This window comes from Corallococcus sp. AB018, from assembly GCF_003986945.1.
Taxonomy (GTDB): domain Bacteria; phylum Myxococcota; class Myxococcia; order Myxococcales; family Myxococcaceae; genus Corallococcus; species Corallococcus exiguus.
Genome location: NZ_RAWR01000032.1, coordinates 38,597 through 56,607, shown reverse-complemented (window position 1 = coordinate 56,607; position 18,011 = coordinate 38,597). Strand labels below are relative to the sequence as shown.

Below are 18,011 nucleotides of genomic sequence, written 5' to 3'. Positions count from 1 at the left end.
AGCCTTATCGTCGGCAGCGTCAGATGTGTATAAGAGCCAGCCCCTGGCGTCCCCGCGACGCCCACGCCGGCCCCCGAGCCGGAGGGCACTCCGGAGCCCGTCCCCTCGGAGACGGAGGCCCCGCAGGACCCCACGGCGCCCACGCCCACCGCACCGCCGGAGGACACACCAGCTCCTGCTCCGTCGGGCGTGGATGGCTTCGGCGTGACGATGCTGTACCCCTCACTGCCGGGCGGTGAGTCCTGGGCGCTCGCGGAGGATGCCACCGCGGACAAGCGCTTCGATCCGCAGGGCACCATCACGCGCAACGCGGACGGCTCCTGGAAGATGAAGAGCACGAAGGTGCGCATGAGCGCCTTCCCGGCCTCGGGCTACGACGCGAAGCAGATCGCCACGTATGACCGCGACGTGCTGGCGAGCCGCGGCTACATGCAGGCGCCGAACGATTGGAAGAACATCGAGATGACCGGCTTCGTGAAGGTCAACGCGGTGAACAACAACCAGGACAACTTCGCCTGGTACGCGCGCGGCGGGAAGCACAACGACAACAACTCCGGCTGCGAGGGCAGCAGCTACAAGGGCGGTCTGCACTACGACGGCCGCGTGCGCTGGGAGAAGGAGACCTGGCACGTGTCCTACGACCAGGCGCCGTACAAGCCGGCCGCCTCCGCGCTGAAGGGCCGCTGGGTGGGCTTCAAGGCCGTGATGCACAACGTGCCGGGTGCGAACGGCGCGGAAGCGGTGAAGCTGGAGCTGTACCTCAACGACAACGCCGACAAGGTCACCTGGACCAAGGTCTACGACATGACCGACGACGGCGGCTGGGGCGGGGATGCCCAGCACTGCGGCGGCTCCGTGGGCGCCATGCCGATTACCTGGGGCGGCCCCATCGCCACGTTCCGCTGGGACAACGCCTCGGACGTGGACTTCAAGTGGATGAGCGTCCGGGAAATCCAGCCCTAGTCAGTCCGCACGCCGCACGTCCTGAATGCAGCAAGAGAGGGGGGCCCACGTGGGCCTCCCTCTTTTTTTGTTCGCGGCCTGACGGGACGTGCGTGGGCTTTCCGACAGGAGGGGCGCGCCGGGGTGCCGCTGGAAAGAGACGCCCTAGCTTCGCAGCCTAGCTGACGCCGGGGCCATGGGCCGCGCGCACACAGCCACTCCAGGGCGCGGTCTTCCCGGCCGGGCCTTCCACACGAGGGACGACGTTCATGCGGATCACCTTCCTGGGTCATGCGGGCTTCGCGGTGGAGACCGCTGGAGCGCTCGTCGTCATGGACCCGTGGCTGACGCCCCAGGGGGCCTTCGACTCCGCGTGGATGCAGCTGCCGCGCAACCACCACCTGGCGCCGCGCGTGAAGGAGCTGCTGGAGACGCCGGGCAAGGAGCGCTTCCTCTACATCAGCCACGAGCACAAGGATCACTTCGACCCGGAGTTCCTGGCCACCATCGCGAAGCGGGACTTCACCGTGCTGGTGCCCAAGTTCCGCCGCTCGGAGCTGCGGGACATCTTCGAGAAGTACGGCTGCAAGCGCGTCATCGCGTGCGAGGACTCGCGCGAGATTCCCATCAAGGGCGGCTACATCAAGCTCTTCGTGTCGGAACAGGGCACCAACCGCGACTCCAGCGTGATGGTGCGCGGCGACGGGCAGTGCTTCCTCAACATCAACGACTGCAAGATGCACGACCGCCTGGTGCGCGTCATCGCGGAGGAGGGGCCCATCGACGTCTTCTCCGCCCAGTTCTCCGGCGCCATCTGGCACCCCACCTGCTACGAGTACCCGCAGGAGACGTACTCGGCCATCAGCCTGAAGAAGCGCGACAGCAAGTTCGAGGCGGTGGCGCGCGCGTTGGAAGTGGTGCAGCCCCGCGCGTACATCGCGGCGGCGGGCCCGGCGGCCTTCCTGGACCCGGCGCTCTTCAACCTGAACTTCCAGGACGTGAACATCTTCCCGCGCGCGTCCGTGCTCTTCTCCTACCTGGAGAAGCGCATGCCCACGCTGCCCACGCGCTACCTGGAGCCCATGCCCGGGGACGTGCTGGACGCGGGCTCGCTGGAGTTCGTGTCCCAGGTGCCGGAGCGCGTGACGACGGAGAACTTCAAGGAGTACCTCCACACGTACGCGAAGGACATGGCCTACGTCTTCCGCGAGCGCCGCCGCAACCTGATGCGCGAGGAGGTGGATGAAATCCACGCCCGCCTGCGCGTGGAGCTGCAGCGCAAGCTGGACCTGTTGGATCTGCACGACCGCGTGGGCATGCCGTTCTACGTGGAGCTGACGGAGGCGCCCACGCGGCTGCTGCGCGTGGACTTCAAGGGCCGCCGCGTGGATGAAGTGACGGAGATGCGCGACAAGAGCCGCTACGCGATGAAGGTGAGCGCGAGCGACATCGTGCGCGTGTTGGACCGGAAGCTGAACTGGGAGGACTTCCTCTTGTCCTTCCGTCTGCGGCTGTCCCGCAACCCGGACGTCTACGAGCCCGTGCTGCACGGCTTCCTGGGCGTGGAGGTGGAGGACATCCGCGAGTTCTGCGACGGCATCCGCGCCACGGAGGCCCAGAAGGAGCGCACCGTGGTGGAGGCCGGCGGCAAGCGCTTCACCATCCAGCGCTTCTGCCCGCACCAGGGCGCGGACCTGGCCGAAGGCTGGGTGGAGGAGGGCCGCTACGTGGTGTGCCCGCGTCACCGCTGGCAGTTCGACCTGCAGAACGGCGGCGCGTGCAAGTCCAACAACTCCTCGCTCTGCGCGGAGCCCGTCGCGGACAAGCCGGAGAAGGTGGAGCGCGGCGGCGACAAGGCGCCCGCCGTGGACAAGGCGCCCGTCGAACCGCCGCGCGTCTGACGCTTCAGCTGCCCCGGCCTTCAGCTTCCCCGGTAGGTGGAGAAGCCGAAGGGGCTCAGGAGCAGCGGGACGTGGTAGTGCTCGTCGGTCGCGGTGACCTCGAACACGACCTGCACATACGGGTAGAAGCCCCGCTGCCCCCGGGCCTGGAACCAGGCCCCGGTGTCGAAGGTGAGGCGGTACACGCCGGGCTGAAGCTTCGTGTTCGCGCCCGACAGGTCCTTCACCCGTCCATCCGCGTTGGTGACGCCCCGGGACAGCTCCCGGAAGTCTTCGCCCGAGCGGGCCTCCAACGTGAGGGAGAGCCCCTCCGCGGGACGGCCCGTGCTCGTGTCCAGGACATGCGTGCTGAGGGTGCTCATGACGCGAGGAGCTTCTCCAGTCGGATGCGGGTGATCTTCGCCTGCTCCCCGGCCGCGATCTTCAGCTCTTCATCCGGGGTGTGGTGCATGCGGTCCTGGAGCAGGTCCAGCATCTCCGAGGCGCTCTTGCCCGTGGCGCAGACGAGGAAGATGAAGCCGTAGCGGGACTCGTAGTCGCGGTTGCCCTGGGACAGTGCCTGCAGGACGCCTTCATCCGCGCTGGCCACGCCCTTCTGCTCCTGTGACGACCACTGCGCGGTGGAGGCGAACTTCTCCCGCAGCTTCGACACGTCGCCGATGCGCGGGTGGTGCGTGAAGGCCTCCCTCCAGTCCTCCGGCCCCGTGCGCGCCCAGGCGTCCACGGCCTCCGCGTACACGTGCTCCGCGTCGCGGAATGGGCGGACGGCCAGCATCCGCTGGACCCACTTCGTGCTGCCGCAGCAGCGGGTGAAGGCCTCGGTGGCCTCCTCCGTCGTGGCGGTGTTCAGGCGCTCCAGCGGCGTCGTCACGCCGGCTCCCCGAAGAGGCGCAGCCGGCTGACGCCGCCGTCCGGGAAGATGTTGAGGCGCACGTGGGTGATGGGGCCCACGTCCTTCAGCTCCTTCTCGAAGACGTGGCAGTGGTCCGCCTGGAGCTTCGACTGGGGCAACAGCTCCTTCCACGGGAGGTGCGTCGCGTTGGCGAAGTCCAGCAGCGGCTCCTCCAGGTGGATGCCCTCCAGCGAGCAGCGGTCCGGGAAGTTGCCCTTGAAGTAGTGGGTGTCCACCTCCGCGCGGCGCAGCGTGCCCGCCGTGGCCAGCTTCACGACGATCCAGTCGAAGCCCGGCACGCGCTTGCGGCGCGTCTCCCAGCCCTCGCCCATGTTCGCCGCGCGGCCCGGGAAGATGAGGTTGTCCTTCGTGCCGAAGAACTGATCGTTGCACGTGACGACGGAGCCGCCGTTGGCCGCCGCCGCCAGGTCCACCAGCCCGGCCTTCTTGAGGGCGTGCCAGTCCGGCAGCACCTGTCCGTGCACGCGCAGGCGAGCGACGCCGCCGTCCGGGTAGATGTTGAGGCGCACGTGCGTGAAGCGCCGCTCGTTCGCCACCGGGAAGAGGTTGCGCGAACCGCCGCGCAGGCGCTGCTTGGGGACCAGCTCCGTCCAGCGCGACACGTCCTCCGCCAGCGACTCCGCCGACGGGTCTCCGTCCACCTCGCACGCCTCCAGCGAGGCGTACTCGGGGAAGTTGCCGAGGAAGTGGTTGGTGTCCACGTCGATGCCGTGGATGGCGCCGGGCAGGCCCAGCTTCACGATGCACCAGTCATAGCCGGGCACGCGCTTGCGGCGCGTCTCCCAGCCGTCCATCCACTTGCCGCGCTCCGTGAACTTGTCCGCGATGAAGACGCCGCGCCCGGCCTCCAACATCGACTCCTTGGGCGCGAAGAACTCGTCGTTGGCCAGCAGGGCCTTGCCGCCCACCTTGCGTGCGGCGAGATCAATCAAGTCAGCGAAGGCGACGTGCATCGCCCCGGGTGCTTCGGCTTGCATCGGCATTCCTCTCCCGGACCGTCGGGGCTAGCCGCGCGGCAGCCATTGGCCGATGCGCGGGCCCGTCAGTCCCTCGGTGGCGTCGAAGATACGCTGGCCGCGCAGGTATGTCCTCATCACCCGGCCTTCCAGCTCGCGTCCGGCGTAGGGCGTCAGCCGGTGCCGGTGGCGGATGTCCTCGGGCGCCACCTTGAAGCGCGCCTCCGGGGCGAAGACGACGAAGTCCGCGTCCAGCCCGGGCTGGATGGCTCCTTTGCGCCCCGACAATCCGGCCAGCTTCGCGGTGCGGTGCGCCATGCGCTCCACCAGCGTGTCCAGGCCCAGGCCGTGCGCGCGCATGCCCGTCCACACCGCGGACACGCTGAGCTGCAAGCCGGCGATGCCGCCCCACGCGCCGGAGAAGTCTCCGGCCTCCAGCTTCTTGAGCGCCGGCGTGCAGGGCGAGTGGTCCGACACCACCAGATCGATGAGGCCGCTCTTCACCGCGTCCCACAGCCGCTCGCGGTTGGCCGCCTCGCGGATGGGCGGGGCGCACTTGAAGTGGGTGGCGCCGGCCTCAATCTCCTCCGAGGTGAAGGTGAGGTAGTGCGGGCACGTCTCCACCGTGAAGGGCAGCCCTTCCGCCTTCGCCTTCGCGATGTCGTCCAGCGCGTCCGCCGCGGACAGGTGGACGATGTGCACGGGGCCGCGGTGCTTGCGGCACAGGTCGATCATCATCCGGATGGCGTCCACCTCCCACGCGGCCGGACGGGACGCGAGGTAGCTGGCATACGCGCGCACGTCGCCCGCGAAGGGCGGTTCATGGTCCGTCAGCTCCGCGTGGACCAGCAGCGGCACGCCCGCCTTCGCGAGGATGGGCATGGCCGCGTCCAGCACCTCGCGCGTGGCGGCGGGGAACTCATCCACGCCCGAGTGCACGAGGAAGCACTTGAAGCCCGGCGCGCCCGCGTCGACCATCGCCTGGAGCTCGTGGGCGTTGCCGGGGATGACGCCGCCCCACAGGCCGTAGTCGATGGCGCACTGGCCGGACGCGGCCTCCGCCTTGGTGCGCAGCGCGGCCAGGGACGTGGTCGCGGGGATGGAGTTGAGCGGCATGTCCACCACGGTGGTGATGCCGCCCGCCGCCGCCGCCGCCGTCGCCGTGGCGAAGCCCTCCCAGTCCGTGCGGCCGGGCTCGTTGATGTGCGCGTGGCTGTCCACGATGCCGGGCAACAGCGCGTCCCGGCCCAGGTCCACCACCTGCGCGTCCTTCGGCACGTCCACCGTCGCGTGGATGCCTTCGATGCGCCCGTCGCGCACCACCACCGCCGCGGCGCGCGTGCCCTCGGGCGTCACCACGCGCTCGCTGCGAAACACGGTTACAGATGCACTCACGTCTCGAACTCCGTCGTCGCGTAGTCCGCGAGCGCGCGGAAGTGGCGCTCGCTGTCATCCAGGTAGAGCTGTTTCGTGATGCCGCCCACCAGGCGGGGCAGGCTGTACTTCATGCCGGAGATGCTGGCGCCGCCGAAGCCCAACGAGAGCAGGCACCCGAAGGTGTAGTTGAACACGCCGCCCAGCCATGGCGCGGTGCCGGGCTGCTTCTCCTGGAACTCGAAGGAGGGGCCCAGGTACGGGTGGCGCAGCAGGTCCGCGTTCCGTTCGTTCTCCGGCGGCGTGAAGCGGTCCTTCCACAGCGCGATGTGCGGGTGCAGCTCCGCCAGCTCCGGCCGCAGCGACAGGTCCGTGGTGAAGCCGGACGCGATGATGAGGAAGTCGAACGCGTGCGTCGCGTGCGGCGTGCGCACCACGGCCATGCCGTCCTGCGCCTTCACCTCCACCCAGGGACTCTCCGCGTGCAGGTGGAAGTGCGGGTGGCGGCGGGCGCGCTCGAAGGTGTCGCGCGGCGGCAGCTGGCCCATGTCGATGATCTGCCGGATGAAGCGCCAGCGCTGCGCGTCCGGCAGGTCGCCGTGGTGGCGCAGGAAGCCCGCGAACTCCGCCCAGCGGTAGGGGTTCACGTTGGGCAGCTTCTTGCGGCGGTAGAACAGGTCCACCTGGCCCACGCCCATCTCCAGCGCCACGGAGGCGTTGTCGAACGCGGAGGCCCCCGCGCCCAGCACTCCCACGCGCTTGCCCTTCAGCGCGGCGAAGTCGATGGGGTCATGCGTGTGTGCCCACAGCGCGCGCGGCAGCGGCTGCACCTCTGGCGGCGCCTCCCAGCGGCCGGAGCCGTCGATGCCGGTGGCCAGCACCACCTTGCGCGCGAGGAGGAACTCCGCCTCGTTGTTGTGCGCGGCGGGGACCTCGAAGCAGTCCAGGTCCGCGCGCCAGCGCAGCGCGCCCGCCTTGGTGCCGCACTTCACCGGGATGCCCAGCACGCGCCGGTACCAGAGGAGGTAGTCCGCCCACAGCTCCTTCGGGATGAGGGCCACCTGCTGGAAGCCCTCCGCGCCGTGCTGCGCTTCGTACCAGGCGCGGAAGGAGAGGTTGGGGATGTTGTAGTCCGCACCGGTGAGGTACTTGGGCGTGCGCAGGGTGATCATCCGCGCGAACGTCTTCCAGGGCCCGTGGAAGCCGTCCCTGCCGTCGTCCAGCACGAGCACGTTCGTCACGCGCTCGCGCATCAGCCCGAACGCGGCCCCCAGCCCGCTCTGGCCTCCGCCCACGACGAGCACGTCCAGGATGGGACGGCCGTCCGGAGTGGAGCGCGGCGGCACCCAGCCGCGGGCAGGGTAGGACAGGATGTCCAGGTCGCGGCGGAGGGCGTCTTCCAACGCCTCCAGGCCCTGCGGTGGACGATACGTCGAGGCCAGCGGATCGCGGTCGGGCATCGGTGCCTCAAGCAACCCACGCCCGGATCTTCCATGCAAGGGGGGCCCCCCAGCCATTCGCCCCGACGGGCGGGTTCCGGACGACCGCCTCAGAGGTGCGAGGTGGGGCCGGCCGCCTGGGGCACGAGCAGCTCGAAGCGCACGCGCGCGTTGTCCGTGCGCATCCCGGCGGGGCCTTCCAGGCCGAGCGCGTCGGGGGGCAGCAATCCCTCCCAGACGCGCACACCGTCCGCGTACACGGTCAGCACGTTCGCGTCGATGCGGGCGCGCAGCACGTGGGACTCACCGGGGGACAGCCGATCCAACGGCTCCATGAAGCGCGGCCGCACGGTGGTGTAGCCCGCGTTGCCGCACTCGCGGCTCTCGTGGTCGTCAGGGTTGGATTTGAACTGGACCACGATGCCCGCGGAGGGCGCGATGCGCCACATGGCGTAGATGACGTTGCAGCCGTCCCGCGCGCGCAGCTTGAGGCCCGCCTGTTCGCGCTGCTGGCCCGACGCCAGCGGAACCACCTCGCTGGTGGCGCCCAACCACGTGAAGCGCAGCTCCGCCTCGTCCCCCGTCGTTTCCGGAACGACCGCGCGCTGGCGCGGCCCCTCGATGGCGAACTGCGTCCCATCCTGTTCCTCTTCCTCCTGGAGGTTCTCGACCTGGCCTTCGGTGACGTGCAGCTGCCCCCGCGTGACGGGGGCCAGTCCGTTCTTCGTGGCCGGAGGGTCGGTGCGCAGCGCGCGCGTGCTGGAGGATGCGGGGGATTCCATGGGCTTCCTCGCGCTGTTGCAGGCGCCGTGGCTCAGGAGCAGTGCGCCCGCCCACAGCATCAACACGCCCGACGTCCCGAGCGCCACCCACCGCCGTTGCCTTGCGTCGCTCATGGGCCCGTTTCCCCCAGAAGCGTGCGGAGGGTCTTCAGATGCGCGCCCAGGTAGGCCTGCTCCGCCTGCAGTCGCGCCAGCTCCAGCAGCAGGTAGTCCCGGAAGCGGCGCACCTGCCGCGTCTGCAACTGCTCCACCTCGCGCAGCTGGCCCTGCAGGTCGGACACCAGCGCGGACACCTCGCCCAGGCGCTGCTGCTCGCTGCGCTCGGTGATGCGCAATTCGCCCAGGAGCTGGCGCACCCGCCGGGGCGCTCCATCCACCGCGTCGCGCGACTCCAGGCGGCGGCCCTCGCGAGCCTGGGCGTTGGCCCGGCCCTGCCACAGCTGGCCCAGGTTGTAGCCCAGCGTGAGCTGGCCGAAGAGGGGCGTGCTCTGGTCCACGTCGAAGACCTCGTCGTAGCCGCCGCGCACGCTCAGGCGCCACGCGCCCGCCGTGCGCAGGCCGCCGGACAGGACCTCGACTTGATCATCCGCGGCCTCGAAGGCGCTGATCAGCGCGCCCAGGGTCTGCCCTTCCGGCACCGCGGGTTCGAGCGCCAGCCGCTCGCGGGCCTGGGCGGTGTCGCGCGCGAGCGAGCGCAGATGATCCAACCGCACCTGCACCGCGTTGAGCTCCTCCAGCGTCGCGCCGCCGTCGCGCAGGTCGTCGCGCAGATGGGCCACCAGCTCCTCCGCGCGGGGCAGGGAGGTGGCCAGGGCCCGGGAGCGTGCGTCCAGCGCCGCCGCTTCCCCCAGCCGCGAGCCCTGATCCACGGCGCTCTGGAGCGCGGCGAGCGCCTGATAGCGGCGACACTCGGCCTCCGCGCGCGAGCGCAGCGTGTGGCCCCGGTAGAGGCCCACGAAGTCGTAGCCCAGCCCCGCGGTGACGCGCAGCTTGGGAGAGCCCAGGGGAAAGTCGTCCGAGCCTCCCGTGGCGTCGCCCGCGTTCACCGCGCCCACACTGGCGAACACCTCCGGCGCCAGCTCCAGCACGGCCTCCGCCTTCGCGGTGCCGCGCACGCGTTCGCAATAGCCCTTCGCGAGGTCTCCCTGGGCCCGCACCGTCCCCGCTTCTTCCGCCGGCGCCACGCCCGCCCACAACCCGAGCCCCAGCAGGGCTCCCCTCGCGAGGCTCGTCCGCATCCTCCGCTTCCTTTCCGATTTCACGACGGGGTTCACAGCATCAACGGGGGATGGCCCAGGTGAAGCAGCGGCTCGCGCGCGCTTGGCGCATCCCGAAGCTGGAGTTCCACCATCACGCCCCGCAAGTGGTACTGGCGGATGGGGTGCTGCTGGGAGATCTCACCCTCCAGCACGGGCCCCACGACGCCCACCTCGCGGCACCAGAAGATCTTGAGCGCGCAGGTGTAGAGCGGGGTGCCGGCCCGGGCGTTGGGCAGGTTCTCGTAGGGCACGAAGGCCACGTTGAGGTTCTGCTCCACCGCCTTCAGGTACGGCGAGCCATGCACCACCTGGAGCAGGTGGTCGAAGCGGCGGATGCGGTCGTCCAGCGCGCGCACGTCCGCCTCCAGGCTCTTGCGCTGCGCGTCCGCGCGGGCCAGCGCCAGCACCGACTGCGTGTATTCACGCTCCAGCAGCAGCGTGTCCGTCGTCAGGCCTTCGGAGGCGGTGTCGCGGCCCAGGCCGTTCTCCGCGGCGGTGAGCCCCTCACTCTCGCGCCGGAGCGTGTCCAGGCGCATGTCCAGGTCCACCGTCTCCTGCGCCAGGGACAGGTTGCTCTGCGCCATCTGCGCCAGGTGGTGGTTGGCGGTGAGCACGTCCTCCCGCTCCATCAGCTTCGCGCCGTAGAGCGCGTTCGTCCGCGTGCGGGACAGGCCGCTGAACGCGCGGTTGGACTCGGCGATCTCCTCACCCGTGCGCAGGTACTCCTGGCGCAGCGCGGACAGCCGCCTCGCCAGCCGGTCGCGGGAGCGCTTCTCCCCCTTGAGCGCCACCACGAAGCGCTGCTGGAAGGACCGCTCCGCGGCCACGGTCCGCTCGGCCTCCAGGAGCCGGTCCGACGCCTCTCGCCTTCGGGCCATCAACCCGTCCCGCTCCGACTCCTGCTGCGCCGCCTGCGCGTTGAGCGCCAGCACGTTGGGGTCGGTGGGAGACAGGATGGTGGGCGCCGCCCAGCTGTTGCTCGCCAGGAAGAAGCCCTGCACCACGAGGAACGACATCAGGCCCAGGAGGATCAGCGCCAGCAGCACCGAGCCCATGAACTTGTAGGCGGTCACCGCGATGGAGTTGAGCCGGTTGGCGACCTGCTGGTTCATGACGGGGTTCCTTCGCCTGCGGAGTTGGACGTGAGCTTCGCGGGGGCGGGAACGGGGGAGGGCGCCGGCGCCGTCGTGGGACTGCCGCGCGTCTCCCAGCTCCCGGAGTCGAGCGTCAGCAGCGCCAGCGGCGTGAAGAGCGCGTACGTCACCGGCATGAGCAGCGCCATGGGCAGGAAGCTCGCGGGGTGCACGCGCCGGTCCTCCGGCAGGTAGCGCGTCTCCATCCGGTAGATGAAGCCCAACAGGCCAATCACCAGGAAGTGGAACGCGAGGATGTCCCAGAACTCGCCGTTGAGCAGGTTGTGGACGATGACCACCGGGTACGCCAGCAGCAGCGCCAGCTGCGATACGTAGTGCACGGTGATGACCGGGTGCAGCCGCCACGCGTGCGACAGGCCGCAGATGAGGTCCACCAGGTTGGAGCGCCGCCAGCGCAGTTGCTGGCTGAAGTAGCCCGCGAGCGTGGAGGGCGCGGCGGTGAAGCAGTACGCGTCCAGCGTGTAGACCGTCTCGTAGTCGTGCTTGACGATCTGCCGCGTGAGGAAGCGGTCCTCGCCGTACTTGATGGGGATGCCCGCGATGGCGCGCGCCTCCAGGATGGGCTCCAGCTCCAGCAGCACGGAACGGCGATACGCCGTCAGGCAACCGGACAGGCACATCACCTGACGGAACGAGCGCTCCAGGTCCTTCAGCCACTTCTGGGCGAAGTGGAACTTGATTTCGATCATCCGCGTCAGCCAGTTCTGGTGACGGTTGATGACGAAGGTGCGCCCGCCCACCGCGGCGACATTCGGGTGCACGAAGCGGCGGATGAGCTGGCGCACGGCGCTCTTCTCCACCACCACGTCTGAGTCCACGGAGACGATGATCTCCGCGTCCACCGCGGCGCGGACGCCCCGGTTGATGCCCTTGCGCTTGCCCATGTTCTCCGGGTTGCGCATCACCCGGACGTTGGGGTGGCCCTCCGCGGCCTTGGTGGCCCACGCGACGCTGTCGTCGCGCGAGCAGTCATCCACGACGATGATCTCGGTGAGCTCGCTGGGATAGTCCTGGTCCAGCAGGGCCCGGACGGTGTGGAAGATGCCCTGGCCTTCGTTGAACAGGGGAACGACGATGGCGACCTTCGGACGGTAGGAGTCGTCCACCCGTTCGAACCGTCGCCCCTTCAGCCGCCGCAGGAAGGGGCCGAGGATGTAGCGGTTCATCAAGACGACGATGAACAGCAAATGGATGGGAAACAGTTCCATCGGTCCCGCGCGCCCCCTCACGCCCCGGAAGGGCCCCGGGAACCTCCCGGAGCCCTTCCTTCCGTCCCCAGACGGCCGCTTCACCCCTGTGAAGCGCCCGGAAGGTTGGGGTGCCTCGTACGTCCCGCCAACTGTCCGGGACCGGTGGGCTGCCCGGTGATGGAAACCGTGCGGCGCGGGCCTTCAGCGCGGGCTCAAAACGTCCGCAACAGGGCCAGATCGCGCTCCAGCTCCGCCTCCCGTGCCTGACGCAGGGCCGGGGAGGGGAATGCGATGGCCGCCAGTGATTCGGTCGCGGCGGCGGCGATGCGGTCCACGCCGTCGCGGGAGATGACGCCTGCGTGGAACGCGTCCACCGCCGCGCCCACGTACGTGTCGAAGAAGAAGACGTGCTTCGCGCGCCAGGCGTCCCGCTGCTCCGGCGGCGTCGCCACCACGTCGTGGATGAACACGGCGCGCACCGCCTGGGGCAGGGACTCGCGCATGCGGGCGCCGAACTCCACGTCGCCCTGGCCGCTGTCGCCCACGAAGACGAAGCCGTACTCGGGGAAGAGGCGCGCGTACTGTTCGAAGTTCTCGAACTTCTTCTGCGCGATGCGCGTGTTGCCCACGAGGTAGAAGAAGCTGCCGGAGAGCATCACCGCCAGCGGCACGCCGCGCTTGCTCAGCGAGTCCAGCGTCGCGTTCTCGATGAGGCCCAGCGGATCCTGCGGGCGCGCACTCACGAAGACGAGGTCGCCCGCGCGGCCCGGGATGATGCCCGGCCCCCGGTCCAGCTCCTGGTAGAACGCGAGCACGCCCGGGTACACCGTCTTCGGCGGGTAGCGCTGGTCCACCCAGTTGGCGAAGAACGTGTCGTCGATGTCGCTCAGGACCTTGTTCTCGCCGCTGGGAAAGGCCTGCGCCTCGCGCTGGAAGTGGGCGAGCAGTTCGGTGCGCACCACCATGTCGTCCACGTCGTCGAACACCAGCTTGTGCAGGTCGTGGTACTCGCCGCCCGCCTCCAGCAGGTTCTTGAACCCGGTCAGCTCGCGGCCCTTCAGTCCCAGGAACAGGTCGCGCAGCCGCGCTTCCGCCTGCGCGGGCGTGGCGCCCTTCTGGAGCGCGGTGGCCAGCGACGCGCGCACCGGCAGGGACAGCTCCGCCGCGCGGCGCGTGCACAGCAGGTCCAGGAGCGCCGTGTGGTTGTCCGGGCCCACCAGCCGGTCATCCAGGTCCGACAGCAGGCGCACCAGGTCCACGTTGGACAGGAGGAAGTTCAGCTCCTCGCTGGTGGCGCCCTCCAGCAGGTCCAGGATGCGGCGCTCGTCGTTCCGGTCCGTGTGGCCCGTCATGTCCCGGCGCAGCGCCTGGAGCTTCGTCGTCGCGGTGGTCAGGTCCATGCGTGTCTCTCCCCCTCAGCGTAGGGCGGTGAAGCCTACGCGCCCGCCGAGCGGCCGGACCAGCCCCCGTGACAGGCGCGGCGGTTCCTGATTGCCTGCACGACATGACGGTGTCCCTCTCTTCCACGCCCCTCGACCTGCGCCCCGACGAGGTCCACGTGTGGATCGTCGAACCCGAGCGCATCGACGACCCGCGCCTCCTGGAGGCCTACAAGGCCCTGTTGGACCCCAGCGAGCGCGAGCGGCAGCGGCGCTTCCACTTCGAGCGGCACCAGCGGCAGTACCTGGTGTCCCACGCGCTGGTGCGGCTGACCCTGTCGCGCTACGCGCCCGTCGCGCCGGAGGCCTGGCGCTTCGTCCCCAACGAGTACGGCCGTCCCGCCATCGTGGGTCCCGAGGGCCAGTGGCTGCGCTTCAACCTGAGCCACACGGATGGCATGGCCCTGGTCGCGGTGGGCCGGGACGTGGACCTGGGCGCGGACATCGAAGACGCGGAGCGGCCCGGCGAGACGGTGGAGATCGCCGACCACTACTTCGCGAAGACGGAGGTGCAGGCCCTGCGCTCGCTGCCCAAGGAGCGCCAGCGTGAGCGCTTCTTCGAGTACTGGACCCTGAAGGAGGCCTACATCAAGGCGCGCGGCGCGGGCCTTTCCTTGCCGTTGGATCAGTTCGGCTTCGATCTGGTGCCGGGACAGATGCCCGGCATCAGCTTCGACCCGCGGATGAACGACCTGCCGGACGTGTGGCAGTTCATGCAGCACAAGCCGTCCGCCCGGCACCAGGCGGCGTTGGCCTTCCGCAGGCCCCGGAGCGGGGCGCTCACGGTGCGCTGGCAGCACACCGTGCCGCTGGCCGGGGACATGGCCCCGGTCATCAAGACGGCCTAACCCTGCGTCGTCATCCAGCGCGTCAGGTCCTCGCGCACGGCCGCCAGCACCGGCGGCCCGTGCGTGCGGATGAAGAAGTGGCCTCCCTCGAAGTGGCGGAGGCGCACGTCGGCGGTGGACTCCGCGCGCCAGTGCTCCATCATGTCCAGGCCCACGTGCTTGTCCCCCTTGCCCGCGTACACGGACAGCGGGATGTCCAACGGGGCCGTGTCCTTGCCGTTCTCCGACCAGGCCAGCGCGAAGTCCGCTCGCAGCGTGGGGAGGATGAGCTCCAGCAGCTCCTTGTGCTGGAGGACCTCCTCCGGCGTGCCGTCGTACTCGCGCAGCTTCGCGATGAACCCCGCATCATCCAGCGTGTGGATGGGCTCCCGGTCGTTGTGCGACGGCGGGGGCGCCGCCGCGGCGATGAAGCCCAGCGGCTTCGGGCCGCCCTGGCGCTTCAGCGTCCGGGCCACCTCCAGGCCGATGCGCGCCCCCATGCTGTAGCCGAACAGCGCGAAGGGCCGGTCCATCAGCGGCGTCAGCGCCGGCATCAGCACGTCCATCAGCTCCGGCATGGACTTGAGCGCGGGCTCCATCAGGCGCCGCTCGCGCCCGGGCAGCTGCACCGCGCACAGCTCCACGCCCGTGGGCAGCGCCATGCCCCAGGACTGGTAGATGGCCGCGCTCCCGCCGGCGAACGGCAGGCAGAACAGGCGCAGGCGCGGCTCCGGGAGCGGCTTGCGGGACGGGAACCAACGGTCGAGGACGGGAGGGGTTGCGCTTGCCATGGCGCGGCCGTCTATACCATGCGCCCCCCTCACGGAAACCGCCTCCCGCACACCGCGTGGGGGCCCCGGGCACGCACCCGGAGTGGGGCCGTGAAACATCCATCCCAGCAGGTCCTCCGGCCATGTTTCATCGCCCCCTCCGGCATGTCGCATCCGGCGTGTCTCACACTCGCGGAAGCGGAAACCTTCACGGCCACGGTTGGGCGTGGGAAGGGTTGTGGTAGCTTGCCTGACCGTGAGCTACGAGCTTTCACATCTTGAGGCGCTGGAAGCCGAGTCCATCTTCATCATCCGGGAAGTCGCGGCGGAGCTGGACCGGCCGGTGCTGCTCTTCTCCGGTGGGAAGGACTCCGCGGTGATGTTGCACCTGGCGGTCAAGGCCTTCTGGCCCGCACCGCTGCCGTTTCCGCTGATGCACGTGGACACGGGGCACAACTTCCCGGAGGTCATCCAGTATCGCGATGAACGGGTGGCGGAACTGGGCGCGCGGCTCATCGTCGCGTCCGTGCAGGAGGCCATCGACGCGGGGAAGCTGACGGAGGAGAAGGGTCCTCGCGCGTCCCGCAACCGCCTGCAGACGCAGCCGCTGCTGGAGGCCATCGAGAAGAACGGCTTCAACGCCGTCTTCGGCGGAGCCCGGCGCGACGAGGAGAAGGCCCGCGCGAAGGAGCGCGTCTATTCCTTCCGCGACGAGTTCGGCCAGTGGGATCCGAAGAACCAGCGGCCGGAGCTGTGGTCGCTCTACAACGGCCGCCACCGCCGCGGTGAGCACCTGCGCGTGTTCCCCCTGTCCAACTGGACCGAGCTGGACATCTGGCAGTACATCGGCCGGGAGAACGTGGCGCTGCCGTCCATCTACTACACGCACCGGCGCGAGGTGTTCCGCCGGGACGGCATGCTGATGGCCTGGTCGCCCTTCATGTCCATGATTCCCGGCGAGACGGTGACGACGGAGACGGTGCGCTTCCGCACCGTGGGCGACATGACGTGCACCGCGTGCGTGCCGTCCACCGCGTCCACGGTGGCGCAGGTCATCGATGAGGTGACGGCCTCCCGCGTGACGGAGCGTGGCGCCAGCCGCGCGGACGACAAGTTCTCTGAGACGGCGATGGAAGACCGCAAGCGCGAGGGATACTTCTAGTGGAACTGCTGAGATTCGCGACCGCGGGCTCCGTGGATGACGGCAAGAGCACCCTCATCGGGCGGCTGTTGTACGACACGAAGTCCATCCTCGAGGACCAGCTCGCCGCTGTGGAGCGCACGAGCCAGGCCCGGGGCGACGAGTACGTCAACCTGGCGCTGCTCCTGGACGGCCTGAAGGCCGAGCGCGAGCAGGGCATCACCATCGACGTGGCGTACCGCTACTTCTCCACGGCGAAGCGCAAGTTCATCATCGCGGACACGCCCGGACACCTGCAGTACACGCGCAACATGGTGACGGGTGCGTCCACGGCGGACCTGGCGCTCATCCTGGTGGACGCGCGCAAGGGCGTGCTGGAGCAGACGCGGCGCCACGCGTTCATCGCGTCGCTGCTGCGCGTGCCGCACCTGGTGCTGTGCGTGAACAAGATGGACCTGGTGGACTACGACCAGGGCGTCTTCGACCGCATCCGGGAGGAGTTCCGCCAGTTCTCCATGAAGCTGGACGTGTCCGACCTGTCGTTCATCCCCATCTCCGCGCTGGGCGGGGACAACGTGGTGACGCGCTCGGAGAAGATGTCCTGGTACCAGGGCCCCACGCTCCTGCACCACCTGGAGAACGTGCACATCGCGTCCGACCGGGACCTCATCCACCTGCGCTTCCCCGTGCAGGGCGTCATCCGGCCCGCGTCCGCGAAGAAGTTCCACGACTACCGCGCGTACTCCGGGCAGCTCTTGGGCGGCGTGATGCGCCCGGGCGACGAGGTGATGGTGATGCCGTCCGGCTTCACCACGCGCATCAAGGCGCTGGAGCTGGCCGGCAAGCCGCTGACGGAGGCGTTCCCGCCCATGTCGGTGAACGTGTCGCTGGAGGAGGAGCTGGACATCAGCCGCGGCGACATGCTGTGCCGCCCGGGCAACCCGCCCACCGCGAGCCAGGACATCGACGCGATGGTGTGCTGGCTGTCGGACTCGACGCAGCTCAACAGCGGCTCGCGTCTGGCCATCAAGCACACCACCCGCATGGCGCGCGCCATGGTGAAGCAGCTGCACTACCGGCTGGACGTCAACACGCTGCACCGCGACGACCAGAGCCCCGGCCTGAAGCTCAACGAGGTGGGCCGGGTGACGCTGCGCACGACGGTGCCGCTCTTCTTCGACGAGTACCGGCGCAACCGCAGCACCGGCAGCTTCATCCTCGTGGACGAGGGCACCAACGCCACCGTGGGCGCGGGGATGATCAACGGTCCCGCGGTGGACAGGTAGGGGAGTGGCGATGCAACAGCGTCCGGGCTTCATCCTCTGGTTCACTGGCATGTCCGGCGCGGGCAAGAGCACGTTGTCCGCCGCGGTGGCACGGCAGCTGTCGCCCGTGCAGCGCGTGGAGCTGCTCGACGGGGACGAGGTGCGCACGTACCTCTCCCGCGGCCTGGGCTTCAGCCGCGCGGACCGCGAGGAGAACGTCCGGCGCATCGGCTACGTGGCGCGCGTGCTGGCGAAGCACGAGGTGGGCGTCATCACCGCCGCCATCTCGCCGTACAAGAACTCCCGGGACGAGGTGCGCGCCCTGGCCACCCAGGCCGGCATCCCGTTCCTGGAGTGCTACGTCCAGGCCAGCCTGGACGCGCTCATCGCCCGTGACGTGAAGGGGCTCTACAAGAAGGCCCTGGCCGGGGAGATTCCGCACTTCACCGGCGTGTCGGACCCGTACGAGCCGCCCGAGTCCCCGGAAATCACCGTCCGCTCCGACGCGGAGACGGTGGATGCGGGGCTGGAGCGCATCCTCGACACGCTGCGCGACCGGGGGCTCCTGGCTCCGGCCGCGAGCGCCGCTTAAGGCAAGGGCCCGCCGCTCCGGCTGAATCCGCCGGGGCGGTTCGCGCGCGTCCTTTTCGGCTAGGCTT

16 protein-coding genes and 1 pseudogene are annotated in these 18,011 nt (G+C 69.6%); 6 read left to right on the top strand and 11 right to left on the bottom strand.

Annotated elements, in window-relative coordinates:
* Nucleotides 1–198: 198 nt before the first annotated feature.
* Together D7Y11_RS09620 and D7Y11_RS09615 are read left to right on the top strand one after the other, a co-directional pair.
* A pseudogene (locus D7Y11_RS09620) lies at nucleotides 199–963 on the top strand (carbohydrate-binding protein); the annotation flags it as partial.
* A gap of 248 nt (nucleotides 964–1,211) precedes the next feature.
* A complete protein-coding gene (locus D7Y11_RS09615) occupies nucleotides 1,212–2,843 on the top strand; it encodes a Rieske 2Fe-2S domain-containing protein (RefSeq protein ID WP_121754904.1) in 1,632 nt (543 codons plus the stop codon).
* Between the two features lie 20 nt (nucleotides 2,844–2,863).
* Here the strand turns inward: D7Y11_RS09615 and uraH are convergent, their stop codons facing one another.
* The 10 genes from uraH to D7Y11_RS09565 all read right to left on the bottom strand — a co-directional run bounded on the left by uraH (nucleotide 2,864) and on the right by D7Y11_RS09565 (nucleotide 13,310).
* The gene (gene uraH / locus D7Y11_RS09610; protein WP_014397447.1) at nucleotides 2,864–3,205 is read right to left on the bottom strand and encodes a hydroxyisourate hydrolase; all 342 of its coding nucleotides are present in this window, start codon (nucleotides 3,203–3,205) and stop codon (nucleotides 2,864–2,866) included.
* A complete protein-coding gene (gene uraD / locus D7Y11_RS09605) occupies nucleotides 3,202–3,714 on the bottom strand; it encodes a 2-oxo-4-hydroxy-4-carboxy-5-ureidoimidazoline decarboxylase (protein ID WP_126933534.1) in 513 nt (170 codons plus the stop codon). The genes uraH and uraD overlap by 4 nt, the downstream gene beginning before the upstream one ends.
* A complete protein-coding gene (alc, locus tag D7Y11_RS09600; RefSeq protein WP_120578865.1) occupies nucleotides 3,711–4,733 on the bottom strand; it encodes an allantoicase in 1,023 nt (340 codons plus the stop codon). Before alc ends, uraD begins: the two co-directional genes overlap by 4 nt.
* A 27-nt stretch (nucleotides 4,734–4,760) precedes the next feature.
* The gene (gene allB / locus D7Y11_RS09595; RefSeq protein ID WP_126933533.1) at nucleotides 4,761–6,107 is read right to left on the bottom strand and encodes an allantoinase AllB; all 1,347 of its coding nucleotides are present in this window, start codon (nucleotides 6,105–6,107) and stop codon (nucleotides 4,761–4,763) included.
* A complete protein-coding gene (locus tag D7Y11_RS09590; RefSeq protein ID WP_121754908.1) occupies nucleotides 6,104–7,546 on the bottom strand; it encodes an FAD/NAD(P)-binding protein in 1,443 nt (480 codons plus the stop codon). Before D7Y11_RS09590 ends, allB begins: the two co-directional genes overlap by 4 nt.
* Nucleotides 7,547–7,635: 89 nt before the next feature.
* Nucleotides 7,636–8,421: a hypothetical protein gene (locus D7Y11_RS09585; RefSeq protein ID WP_233605164.1), complete on the bottom strand. Its 786-nt coding sequence runs from the start codon at nucleotides 8,419–8,421 to the stop codon at nucleotides 7,636–7,638.
* Nucleotides 8,418–9,545 (bottom strand): hypothetical protein, encoded by a 1,128-nt coding sequence (locus tag D7Y11_RS09580; RefSeq protein ID WP_121754909.1) that lies wholly within the window; start codon nucleotides 9,543–9,545, stop codon nucleotides 8,418–8,420. The genes D7Y11_RS09585 and D7Y11_RS09580 overlap by 4 nt, the downstream gene beginning before the upstream one ends.
* Before the next feature lie 32 nt (nucleotides 9,546–9,577).
* Nucleotides 9,578–10,678, bottom strand: a complete 1,101-nt coding sequence (locus D7Y11_RS09575) for a hypothetical protein (RefSeq protein ID WP_121754910.1) — start codon at nucleotides 10,676–10,678, stop codon at nucleotides 9,578–9,580.
* Complete coding sequence (locus D7Y11_RS09570; RefSeq protein ID WP_121754911.1) at nucleotides 10,675–11,928, bottom strand: glycosyltransferase family 2 protein; 1,254 nt, start codon at nucleotides 11,926–11,928, stop codon at nucleotides 10,675–10,677. Before D7Y11_RS09570 ends, D7Y11_RS09575 begins: the two co-directional genes overlap by 4 nt.
* 194 nt (nucleotides 11,929–12,122) lie before the next feature.
* Nucleotides 12,123–13,310, bottom strand: coding sequence for a phosphatase domain-containing protein (locus D7Y11_RS09565; protein WP_121754912.1), 1,188 nt, complete (start codon nucleotides 13,308–13,310; stop codon nucleotides 12,123–12,125).
* Nucleotides 13,311–13,414: 104 nt separating this feature from the next.
* Between D7Y11_RS09565 and D7Y11_RS09560 the strand changes: the two genes are divergently transcribed.
* Nucleotides 13,415–14,197 (top strand): 4'-phosphopantetheinyl transferase superfamily protein, encoded by a 783-nt coding sequence (locus D7Y11_RS09560; RefSeq protein WP_120578872.1) that lies wholly within the window; start codon nucleotides 13,415–13,417, stop codon nucleotides 14,195–14,197.
* On the opposite strand, the gene D7Y11_RS09555 is transcribed toward D7Y11_RS09560, so the two are convergent.
* Nucleotides 14,194–14,967: a thioesterase II family protein gene (locus tag D7Y11_RS09555; RefSeq protein WP_120578873.1), complete on the bottom strand. Its 774-nt coding sequence runs from the start codon at nucleotides 14,965–14,967 to the stop codon at nucleotides 14,194–14,196. The two genes, D7Y11_RS09560 and D7Y11_RS09555, sit on opposite strands and share 4 nt — an antisense overlap.
* Nucleotides 14,968–15,196: 229 nt before the next feature.
* Here D7Y11_RS09555 and cysD point away from each other — a divergent pair, with 229 nt between their 5' ends.
* The 3 genes from cysD to cysC are packed head-to-tail and all read left to right on the top strand — an operon-like array spanning nucleotide 15,197 to nucleotide 17,944.
* A complete protein-coding gene (cysD, locus tag D7Y11_RS09550) occupies nucleotides 15,197–16,108 on the top strand; it encodes a sulfate adenylyltransferase subunit CysD (protein WP_167548012.1) in 912 nt (303 codons plus the stop codon).
* Nucleotides 16,108–17,373 (top strand): sulfate adenylyltransferase subunit 1, encoded by a 1,266-nt coding sequence (locus D7Y11_RS09545; RefSeq protein ID WP_120578875.1) that lies wholly within the window; start codon nucleotides 16,108–16,110, stop codon nucleotides 17,371–17,373. The genes cysD and D7Y11_RS09545 overlap by 1 nt, the downstream gene beginning before the upstream one ends.
* A 10-nt stretch (nucleotides 17,374–17,383) precedes the next feature.
* Nucleotides 17,384–17,944: an adenylyl-sulfate kinase gene (gene cysC, locus D7Y11_RS09540; protein ID WP_120578876.1), complete on the top strand. Its 561-nt coding sequence runs from the start codon at nucleotides 17,384–17,386 to the stop codon at nucleotides 17,942–17,944.
* Nucleotides 17,945–18,011 lie beyond the last annotated feature (67 nt).

What these genes read in the sequence shown, in the direction of transcription:
- D7Y11_RS09575 (WP_121754910.1), bottom strand. Translation starts at nt 10,678, where the DNA reads ATGAACCAGCAGGTCGCCAACCGGCTCAACTCCATCGCGGTGACCGCC.
- D7Y11_RS09560 (WP_120578872.1), top strand. Translation starts at nt 13,415, where the DNA reads ATGACGGTGTCCCTCTCTTCCACGCCCCTCGACCTGCGCCCCGACGAG.
- alc (WP_120578865.1), bottom strand. Translation starts at nt 4,733, where the DNA reads ATGCAAGCCGAAGCACCCGGGGCGATGCACGTCGCCTTCGCTGACTTG.
- cysC (WP_120578876.1), top strand. Translation starts at nt 17,384, where the DNA reads ATGCAACAGCGTCCGGGCTTCATCCTCTGGTTCACTGGCATGTCCGGC.
- D7Y11_RS09555 (WP_120578873.1), bottom strand. Translation starts at nt 14,967, where the DNA reads ATGGCAAGCGCAACCCCTCCCGTCCTCGACCGTTGGTTCCCGTCCCGC.
- D7Y11_RS09580 (WP_121754909.1), bottom strand. Translation starts at nt 9,545, where the DNA reads ATGCGGACGAGCCTCGCGAGGGGAGCCCTGCTGGGGCTCGGGTTGTGG.
- D7Y11_RS09585 (WP_233605164.1), bottom strand. Translation starts at nt 8,421, where the DNA reads ATGAGCGACGCAAGGCAACGGCGGTGGGTGGCGCTCGGGACGTCGGGC.
- D7Y11_RS09570 (WP_121754911.1), bottom strand. Translation starts at nt 11,928, where the DNA reads ATGGAACTGTTTCCCATCCATTTGCTGTTCATCGTCGTCTTGATGAAC.
- D7Y11_RS09615 (WP_121754904.1), top strand. Translation starts at nt 1,212, where the DNA reads ATGCGGATCACCTTCCTGGGTCATGCGGGCTTCGCGGTGGAGACCGCT.
- uraH (WP_014397447.1), bottom strand. Translation starts at nt 3,205, where the DNA reads ATGAGCACCCTCAGCACGCATGTCCTGGACACGAGCACGGGCCGTCCC.
- D7Y11_RS09565 (WP_121754912.1), bottom strand. Translation starts at nt 13,310, where the DNA reads ATGGACCTGACCACCGCGACGACGAAGCTCCAGGCGCTGCGCCGGGAC.
- D7Y11_RS09590 (WP_121754908.1), bottom strand. Translation starts at nt 7,546, where the DNA reads ATGCCCGACCGCGATCCGCTGGCCTCGACGTATCGTCCACCGCAGGGC.